Source organism: Enterobacter cloacae complex sp. P6RS (genome assembly GCF_014982245.1).
Taxonomy (GTDB): domain Bacteria; phylum Pseudomonadota; class Gammaproteobacteria; order Enterobacterales; family Enterobacteriaceae; genus Enterobacter; species Enterobacter bugandensis.
The window spans coordinates 1-6137 of record NZ_JADCLB010000058.1 but is presented as its reverse complement, the minus strand read 5'-3'; the positions used below and the strand labels follow the sequence as shown (position 1 = coordinate 6137).

At 44.5% G+C, this 6137-nt stretch carries 7 protein-coding genes; all 7 read right to left on the bottom strand.

Annotated elements, in window-relative coordinates:
• Nucleotides 1-140 precede the first annotated feature (140 nt).
• Nucleotides 141-944 (bottom strand): hypothetical protein, encoded by an 804-nt coding sequence (locus INF73_RS21865; protein ID WP_193547337.1) that lies wholly within the window; start codon nt 942-944, stop codon nt 141-143.
• A 10-nt stretch (nt 945-954) separates the two neighbouring features.
• Nucleotides 955-1491 (bottom strand): fimbrial protein, encoded by a 537-nt coding sequence (locus INF73_RS21860; protein WP_193542927.1) that lies wholly within the window; start codon nt 1489-1491, stop codon nt 955-957.
• A gap of 6 nt (nt 1492-1497) precedes the next feature.
• Entirely contained in the window at nt 1498-1980 is a 483-nt protein-coding gene (locus tag INF73_RS21855; protein ID WP_193542926.1) for a fimbrial protein, read from the bottom strand.
• The gene (locus INF73_RS21850; protein ID WP_227413098.1) at nt 1977-2489 is read right to left on the bottom strand and encodes a fimbrial protein; all 513 of its coding nucleotides are present in this window, start codon (nt 2487-2489) and stop codon (nt 1977-1979) included. Before INF73_RS21850 ends, INF73_RS21855 begins: the two co-directional genes overlap by 4 nt.
• 13 nt (nt 2490-2502) lie before the next feature.
• Nucleotides 2503-3033, bottom strand: coding sequence for a fimbrial protein (locus INF73_RS21845; protein ID WP_193542925.1), 531 nt, complete (start codon nt 3031-3033; stop codon nt 2503-2505).
• Between the two features lie 26 nt (nt 3034-3059).
• Nucleotides 3060-3809, bottom strand: coding sequence for a fimbria/pilus periplasmic chaperone (locus INF73_RS21840; RefSeq protein ID WP_193542924.1), 750 nt, complete (start codon nt 3807-3809; stop codon nt 3060-3062).
• A 47-nt stretch (nt 3810-3856) separates the two neighbouring features.
• The coding region (locus INF73_RS21835; RefSeq protein WP_193547336.1) for an outer membrane usher protein at nt 3857-6137 on the bottom strand (2281 nt) is incomplete at its 5' end.

The window sequence follows — 6137 nt, the reverse complement described above, 5'->3', positions numbered from 1 at the left end:
ATATTAAATTATATGGCAGAGATATACCTCCACCACCTGATGATGGTATATATATCATCATCAGGAAGAACAATAAAATAACATAACACTTCATTTTTTTTCTCTAATGACAATATATTTCAATAAATAATCAATTTAAATTAATAGGGCATCATAACCAAAACGCTAGAACCTGAGTGAACACCTTCAGTGTTAACTCCAGTGAGCATATCCTTGACTGTCAAGGTGGAGTCACCTGCAGGTAGATCTATTTTGGTTTTTAGCGGCAAATCATTAACTGTTATTTCAGCCTTACCAGAAGGTTCTAGATAAACATAAGGTTGATCCGAAATTAAATTAAGAGTAATAGCAGTTGGCGTTGTACACTTAACACCCAACATTGCTTTTTCGCTAGCCCCTTCTGTATTTTTTAACGCTATTGTCCCGTGATCAAATTCAAGTTGCGGTGTAGTAATTTTACACCAGTCCTGTGCAGGGGGGACGACAAGACACCCCCCGGGAACATGTGCGTAGCTCCAATCGGATTTAGCAGGTTGACTCGTGTAAAAATAACCTACACACTCATCATTATTATACAAGGAATCAGATGCCTGATGAACGATATAGGGAACATCTTTTCCACTGCTGTTGTAAAGCTCCATCGCGGCTTCGCTAATTGTTTTCGTACCATTACTCGTAGGACCATAAACTTCAAACGACCCTATTACTGGCGGGGCATCGTGTTTATCATAGTGTTTATGCGATAAGATAACTCTATTGCCATTTGGAAGTATGGCATCAACAGACGGGCCAATTTCAATGGGTTGTGTTGTAATATAATAATCCCATTCGTAAAAATAACCTACCTTGCCCATACTTACGGTTTTGACACTCGTAATTACTGGATATTTCCCAGCTAAAGCTGGAACACAAAAAAACAAGAGTAATACTATGAATTTTTTCATCGAGTAGACCTCATTGATAACTAAGAACAAACGTCGCTACAGATCTAAACTCTCCCACCTGTAAACTATTGTTCAGTAAACCTGATGGTTTCGCCTCTATAAATGTCTTAAAATAAAGAGTATTATTCCCACTACTCAACATTGAGTAAGGACTTGCTTTATTAACTGCTAATGGTGTTCCGTCAGATAACGTCAGGCCAATAGCTACTCCTTTCGCCGTACTGGTTGGGTCCAACGCCAGAAAATCCGTTAACTCACTGTCCGCAGTTCCCTGAAACGTGACGCTTACAGTATTATATAGCGAAGGGTCACAATCAGTTAAGTGAATGGCAAAAGGCTTGCTGAGCGTACGATGATATTCATAGAGATAACTTTCAATTACTGTACCAAAATCCAGAAGGATATTAGCGTCGCTATCAAGAATTTTACACGGTTCCGCTACCAGGGCGCCATGAAAATGTACGTTGTCCATTCCATCGCTTGCCGCATATCCACGTTGAATCATGCAACTCAGAAAAACGTATAAGACCCATGCAAGATTTTTCATATAAACCTACATATAATCCACTCGGAGTGTCATAGTGGCATCGAAGGCCCCCTCGTCCAGCGTGATGCCAGGATCCTGAACAGGTACTGCTTCAATTTCCGGAGGTGAGTTTGGATCCTTAACAGCGATTCGGGTGCCAAAAGTGGCAGGTTGACTGGCTACGAAAATTCGTACCCCAAGTCCATTTTTAGTCGTTTGCACTGCCGAAGAATCAAATATTGTTGGCTGAGTACTATCAACAACCACAGCCAGTTCATTTGGCATGTAGTGTGTATCACACACAATACGGTAGTTAACGTTCTGACGATAATTAACACCGTCAATCTTGTTTATTCCAAGATCCTCACCAAAAGCGACATCGATTTCTTGTCCATTTTGGATGGTACAAGGCGGCGTCACCAACGTCCCGTGGAAAAACATATTATCTTCTGCATGGGCGGAACATATGATCTGGAACACTAATAAAAAACCCGTAACAGATATTTTCATAGGTAATTCACCGACATAGTTGCTGAAGCAGAAAACTCGCCTGTTGGTAAACGCGATCCTGGACGCTGCATCAGAGTGGCTTTCAGGCTTGGCGGCTCACCCGTGTTACTTATCGGCATTGTTGAATTCAGTGGGTACGTTACATCGCCGTCCGTCGTAATTTTAATTGCCAAATCTGGTATAGAACTTTGCAGATAATCAGTGTTGAAACCAGAACCCGTACCACTGATTTTCATTCCAAGTGTCTTACCCGGATCGGCATCACTGCAATCAAGGGTATAATAAATGAAGCGCTGCGCCAGACCGATCGCAACATCCGTCGTCGCGATATCATTTCCGAAATCAACATCGATTGTTTGGTTGTTGTTGATAATACAAGGTTCGACAACAGCCGTTACGGTTACCGTAATTACTGCAGTGTTATCTTCCGCATGCGCGCCCACCGCTATTAGCATTGCCAGGGTGGCCAAGAAGATATGCGATCTATTTATCATCTTTATGATTTTCATCTACTTGCCACCCTCAGAAATAATCGAGATTGAGGGTGGCCAAGGAATGGTATGTTTTTGATGATTCACCAGAGCTTCTACTCTCCTGCGTCAAGGAAAAATTCACCACCTGGTTACCTGACGTAAGCGGAATAATTGCGCCCCTTCCGGAGAGATTGAGCATTCTTCCGAAATTGTCTCGCATTTTGATCCCCACCTCTTCGTCACCCTGTACGGCTATAAGACTGGAATCGAGCAAACGGGTGGGCGCAGTTAGCCTCGCCTGATAGATCGCGCGTTCCTTTCCTGCGTGATAGTCTCCGCGATTGCGTTGAGGAAGCATGTCTTCAGGCACGTCCTGTAAGTAAAGAGCCATAGGTACAGTTCTGGCTGAGACTGGCGCAGAGCCAAAGCTGACCTCCTGCCATGGGGATTCCATCTTGAGTGAAAAACCACTTACCTCAAGTGAACCATGGACAAAAAGCGCACCAATTTCACCTTGACTTTTTGCATGAACGCAACTTGTAATAAAACAAAGGGCTGCTGCAATCGCGAAACGTTTCATCACGTCGACCTCACCAAACGCACACCTTACTCTTTCAACAGCTTCGCATTACATGCAGCGCCGCCGCAGCTAAATTGAATCTGTGGGCGTCCGCCGTAATCATTAACATACGTAAGTACTGGTGAATTGCCCAGCGCGCCGGCTGAAACCTGCAGTTCCGCTTGTGCCATCGGATTAACCATCACAGGGGTTAGCTGTACAGGTACACCTTTTGCCGTAGCTCTCCCTTCTACAATAGTTAAATAATAGGGTGAGGCATTTTTAATGACATATTTATCGCCATTACGCTGCAACGTTACTTTTTCAACCCAATCGCCTTTTGCGGCCTGGGTTTTATCCAGGGCAATTGCCTGAGGGCGATAAAACATTTTGATACGTGTTTGTAAGGCTATTTGTAATGTGTTTGGCGTCTTACTCCGCGGCGGGATCTCACGCAGGTTAAAATAGAAAAGCGTCTCGCGATCCTGTGGTAATTGATGCGCAGCGGGTGATGTCTGAATTTTAACCTGACTTTTAGCGCCCGGTTCAATTCGCTGAACTGGCGGCAAGACGTTAAATGGGGAAGTGATTTTTTTCCCGTTTGCGTCTTCAATCCAGCTTTGGGCTAGATAGGGCAGATTTTTATTCTCATTACTGATGGTCAGGCTAATTGAATCGACTCCTCCGTTAGCGATAACACGCGTCCTGTCGAGAGCAATCGCCGCATTTGCCTCACCGGTAAACGTTAAGATCGCCAAGGCAACGGCCGCATATGAGAAGGTTTTGTTAATATTCATACAGTGCATTTAATCTACTCAGTTAAAGTTAATCTGTACCGGTCAGGCTAGTGATGACACGGCATTAACAGACTTCCGTTCTGATCTAATCCTGTAATTCTTTCAGGAATGGTGATGACACATTGCTTTTCACCATCCCAACTCACATCCATTTTGGCGCCCGGGCGCAAGCCACTCAGATAGGCTTGACCATCATCATTAACGATCCCGATTTCTTGATCTTCAGCGTTACGAACGCTCGCGCCAAACGGTGGATAGGTTCCGTCAGCAAGGCGGATTATCGCCATTGCTTTCAATCCAGATATCACTTTGAATTTACGGAACCCAATTGCCCCTTGTGTTAGCGTCGCTTGTTCGACGGAGCTACTGGCTTCAGCATCTTTAGGCAAATTGTTAATATCAATACTTAGGTTATTCTTAACGTAATCACTAACTTCCGTTACGACAGCTTTACCAAAGCGGTTTGTTTTCGTAGTAGAACCAAATCCTTCAACCGGGACATCCGCAGCATCTCCAGTATCAACCATGACGCGTGTTCCTCCCATACCGTTTATACGGTGTAAAGCCGCGCCTTTTGTCGTCGCTGTGATTCCACCACGCAGAGAAACGCCTAAAGAGCTGTACTGATCTTGTTGATAATCTGCGTTGCCAATCACTTCTCCATCGCTGGCCAAATGATCATAATAGCCGCTAAAACTTGCTTCCTGATTGTTTGCACCTGCGGCAACCTGATAGTTATCCCCATTGTCCAGATGGTCGAAGTAGCTGAGACGGTTAGAGTGAGAACCTTCACTTGATGTCATATTATAGCTAACCGTTCCGGAATCACCCCAGGGCACAGACATTGAGATATAGCCACCTTTATCCGAACCGCCTACAAAGTCATTGCGATAGGCAGTCAAAGATAAATTGATATGCTTCCAGCGACCAAAGTCGAAATAACGCGAAATAGTGGCGCTATATCGGTTTTCTTCTGGGCTATTCCAGTAAGTCTGATGAGAATAGTTCAGATACGCACTTAACCCCAGGCGACTTAGCTGCTGGCTAAAGGTGATGGTATACATCTCTTTACTTTGCTGGAAATCATCATCCGAAGACACATAGTTCAGATAATCATTGAAACTCATATAGTTCTTTTCAGAGAACCGATATCCTGCGAAGGTCACCTGACTACCCGTATCATCAAAACGTTTAGAATAACTCAGACGATAGGATTGCCCTTCACGCGCCTCCTCATCCAGTTCAGCATGAGATCGCGTCACGTCCAGCGCCAGAGCACCAAATACCATTAAATCTCGACCAATACCAATCGCTGCAGAACGGTATCCTTTGCTGGCAACGGCACCGCCATACAGGGACCAACCATTATTAATCCCCCAGGACATTTCACCCGATGCAAAGTTATCCCCTTCCGAGTTATGCTCCTCGCCTAAAGGTTTCCCGGCAAATAATTTATAGCGAACTGCTCCAGGACGAGTAAGGTAAGGAACGCTTGCAGTGTTAACTTTATACTGCTGCACTGAGCCGTCCTGTTCCTCAACCCGTACATCCAGTGTGCCGGAAACCGCACTGTTCAAATCCTGAATAGCGAATGGGCCTGCGGCTACCTGAGATTGATAAATAATACGTCCTTGCTGCGAAATAATGACTTTCGCATTCGTTTTTGCTATCCCAGTAACTTCTGGGGCATAGCCTCGAAGGTTAGGCGGAAGCATTTGGTCATCCGTAATTAAACTAACACCACTAAAGCGGAAACTATCAAAAAGATCGGAATTCAAATAATCTTCACCCAGCGTCAGCTTTGCACCAAGGGATGGAAGAGCACGATAAAGGTACACTCTGTCCCATACCCATGCTTTCTGATTTGAGTCGAGGCCATCAGCATTATTTTCATAGTTAGATTGCCAGTCACCACGTAAGCGCCATGGGCCAAGGTTGGCTCCCAGGGTTCCGTTTCCGGTTATGGACTTGTCAGTACCGCTTTCTTCCTCGTTTTTGCGTGCCGTAACATCAAAGTTATAATCCGCAATGAGTCCTGGGACGCCTTCATCCCACATGCTGCTTGGCACCCAATCTTCTGATGTATATTCAAGATACGCCTGGGGAATACTGAACCTCAGTACTCCCTCACCTAGATCTGGACGAAGAACGACACCTTTGAGCGATAAGATATCGACACAATTATTTTGATGCCAAAGAGGAAAATCTTTCTGATATTTTTCTTTAAAACCAAATTTTTTAACCAGCTCTGGGGTGATACAAGCCATTGTTTCTTTTTCATTTTTATCTGACACATAGACAGAAACTGGCTGTTCTTCAAGTTCATTC

What these genes read in the sequence shown, in the direction of transcription:
- INF73_RS21850 (WP_227413098.1), bottom strand. Translation starts at nt 2,489, where the DNA reads ATGAAAATCATAAAGATGATAAATAGATCGCATATCTTCTTGGCCACC.
- INF73_RS21840 (WP_193542924.1), bottom strand. Translation starts at nt 3,809, where the DNA reads ATGAATATTAACAAAACCTTCTCATATGCGGCCGTTGCCTTGGCGATC.
- INF73_RS21865 (WP_193547337.1), bottom strand. Translation starts at nt 944, where the DNA reads ATGAAAAAATTCATAGTATTACTCTTGTTTTTTTGTGTTCCAGCTTTA.
- INF73_RS21845 (WP_193542925.1), bottom strand. Translation starts at nt 3,033, where the DNA reads ATGAAACGTTTCGCGATTGCAGCAGCCCTTTGTTTTATTACAAGTTGC.
- INF73_RS21855 (WP_193542926.1), bottom strand. Translation starts at nt 1,980, where the DNA reads ATGAAAATATCTGTTACGGGTTTTTTATTAGTGTTCCAGATCATATGT.
- INF73_RS21860 (WP_193542927.1), bottom strand. Translation starts at nt 1,491, where the DNA reads ATGAAAAATCTTGCATGGGTCTTATACGTTTTTCTGAGTTGCATGATT.